The sequence below is a fragment of the Bradyrhizobium sp. genome (assembly GCF_028868675.1).
Taxonomy (GTDB): domain Bacteria; phylum Pseudomonadota; class Alphaproteobacteria; order Rhizobiales; family Xanthobacteraceae; genus Bradyrhizobium.
The window spans coordinates 1-2,317 of sequence record NZ_JAGWUA010000355.1; the positions used below are offsets into that span (position 1 = coordinate 1).

General features: G+C 66.7%; 3 protein-coding genes and 1 pseudogene. All 4 read left to right on the forward strand.

Annotated elements, in window-relative coordinates:
• Positions 1-75, forward strand: a 75-nt coding sequence (locus KGM94_RS24975) for a 2'-deoxycytidine 5'-triphosphate deaminase (RefSeq protein ID WP_300265354.1), incomplete at its 5' end; no start/stop codon positions are given.
• 45 nt (positions 76-120) lie between these two features.
• Positions 121-549 (forward strand): PAS domain S-box protein, encoded by a 429-nt coding sequence (locus tag KGM94_RS24980; protein WP_300265350.1) that lies wholly within the window; start codon positions 121-123, stop codon positions 547-549.
• Positions 550-774: 225 nt separating this feature from the next.
• Positions 775-1,827: a hypothetical protein gene (locus KGM94_RS24985; protein WP_300265352.1), complete on the forward strand. Its 1,053-nt coding sequence runs from the start codon at positions 775-777 to the stop codon at positions 1,825-1,827.
• 230 nt (positions 1,828-2,057) lie between these two features.
• Positions 2,058-2,317 (forward strand): annotated as a pseudogene (locus KGM94_RS24990) (MATE family efflux transporter); the annotation flags it as partial.

Sequence of the window (2,317 nt, forward strand, 5' to 3'; positions counted from 1 at the left end):
GCCATGTACGGCCAGCGCATCGGCTCCAACTACCAGGCGCAGGGCCTGAAGCTCTCCAAGCATTTTCGGGTGTAGCAACGCGGGTTACCCCATCTACTCTCCTGATCGAGAGGAATCGCGATGACCAACCAAACCGAGCTCGACGCAAGAATTCTCGACGACGTCGCCGACGCGCTGATCTACGCGGATCGCGCCGGCACGATTTTGCGCTGGAACGGCGCCTCGACCGCGCTGTTCGGCTTTTCTGCAAGCGAGGCGCTCGGGCAAAATCTCGATCTGATCATCCCCGAGCATCTGCGCGCCGCGCATTGGAAAGGCTTCGAGGCCGCGATCAACAGTGGAACCATGAAGCTCGCAGGCCGTCCCACGCTGACGCGCGCGCTGCACAAGGACGGGCGCAGGCTCTACATCGAGATGACGTTCGCGCTGGTCAGGGAGGCCGGCGGCGGCGTGCTCGGGTCGGTCGCGATGGCGCGCGACGTCACCGAGCGGGTCGAGCGCGAGCGGGCGGCCCGGGCCTCGGCTCAAACGACCAGCCGCGGGGCTTGAAACTCAGCAAGCATCTTCGTGTCGTTGCGCACCACGTCCTCTGCTGTCGTCCCCGCGAACGCGGGGACCCATAACCCCAGGGAGCAGTTGGTCAAGCACGATGTGGGTTACCTCCTTCAAGATAACCCGGTTCTGTGATTGTGGGTCCCGGGTCGCGCTTCGCTTGCCCGGGACGACGGGGTAGAGTGTTGCGACGTCAACGATAACAACAACGAGGAAACGCCCATGACCGCCGCGACATCCCCCGCGCAGGAAGCGCAATGGCGGCGCTGGCGCGCGGTCGCCGATCTCTATCACGCCTATTTCACCGGACTGATCCTCACCGTGGTGACGCGGCGCGGCACGGCTGACGCGGCGGAGTTCGTGTTTCGCGTCTTCCGCCGCCAGCAGCAGGAGCGTTTTCTGCCGGGACTTGCGAAGCTCGGCATCGACCACCTGCCGCCGGCGGTGGCGGCCGCGCAATATCACTATCTCTCCAACTGGATCGGCGGCGTGCACGTCGAATACATGTACGAGAGCGACGCCAAGGCCTGGATCCGTTATCCGCCGCCGCGCTGGATCTGGAAGGGCACCGCGATCTGCGGCGTGCCGGGCGAGGTGAGCCGCGCGATGCTGCGCGGCTGGCACGCCAACAACGGCGCAGCACTCGGCGATCTCAGGCTCGGCTTCGTCTGCACCAAGCAGAGCGTCGACGGCCAGGACGGGCTCGAAGGCTACTACCATCAGTATGACCACGCGCTCGACCTCGATCAGCGCCTGGTGTTCGCGCGCCACCTCGAAGCGCCATTGTTCGATCCGAAGACTGCGCCGGCGCTGCCGGTCGATAGCTGGCCGAAGCCGCGATTGGAGAAAGCCTATCGCAACTACGCCATGGAATATGTCCGCACCGCCGCCCCTGTGATGGTGCAGTTGTTCGGCCCGGAGGACGCCGGCCATCTCCTGCATCTCACCGGCAGGCTGATCGGCATGCAGTACTTCGACGAGGTCGCGCAGGCGCTGTCCTGCGGCCGCGGCGGCGCGCGCGAGTTCGCCGCCTTCCTGCGCGCGCTGTTCGAGGCGCAGGACGACGGCGCCGATGTCGCGGAGTCCGAAGGTGCGTTTGAGATCGCCCAGCGCAGCTGGAAGCTGATGGACGACGTACCGGATCATCATCCGGCCTGTGCCAGCGTGCTGGAAGGACTGTTCCGCGGCCTCGCCGCCGGCTGCGGACGCCATATCGGCGTCAATCTGCGGGCTGCGAAAGGCGGCCGGCCGCCGCTGGTCTGGAGCATCGGGTAGATCGCATCCGCGCGCCGCTGACCTCGCTCCGTTTGCGAGGAGCGGGAAGAGGGAGGGCCGCCTGCAATTCCACCCGCTGAAATGCTCTGCCGCAGGGGGCCCTTGCGCAGGGCGCAGGTGGAATCGGCCGTTCCCGTGCTAAGGGAACCCTTGGCCGCGCGCTCCGCGCGAAAATGGTCAATTGGCACACGCATTTGTTGCCGCGCCGCCGTCGGCGCCCGGGAGAGGACATGTCCGACATCGGCGTCGCCGAAATTCCGGTCGAGGAAGAGCACCCGTCTCCGCTGCCCGCGCGGCTGACCAGGGACGCCGCCAAGAAACCGGCCCGGAACGCGCTGCTCGAGGGACCGATCCTGCGCACGCTGCTCGGGCTTGCCTGGCCCAACGTGGTGGCGCTCACCGCCGGCACCTGCGTGGTGATCGCGGAAACTTCCTATATCGGCCGGCTCGGCGTCGAGGCGCTGGCCGCGATGGCGCTGGTGTTTCCGAC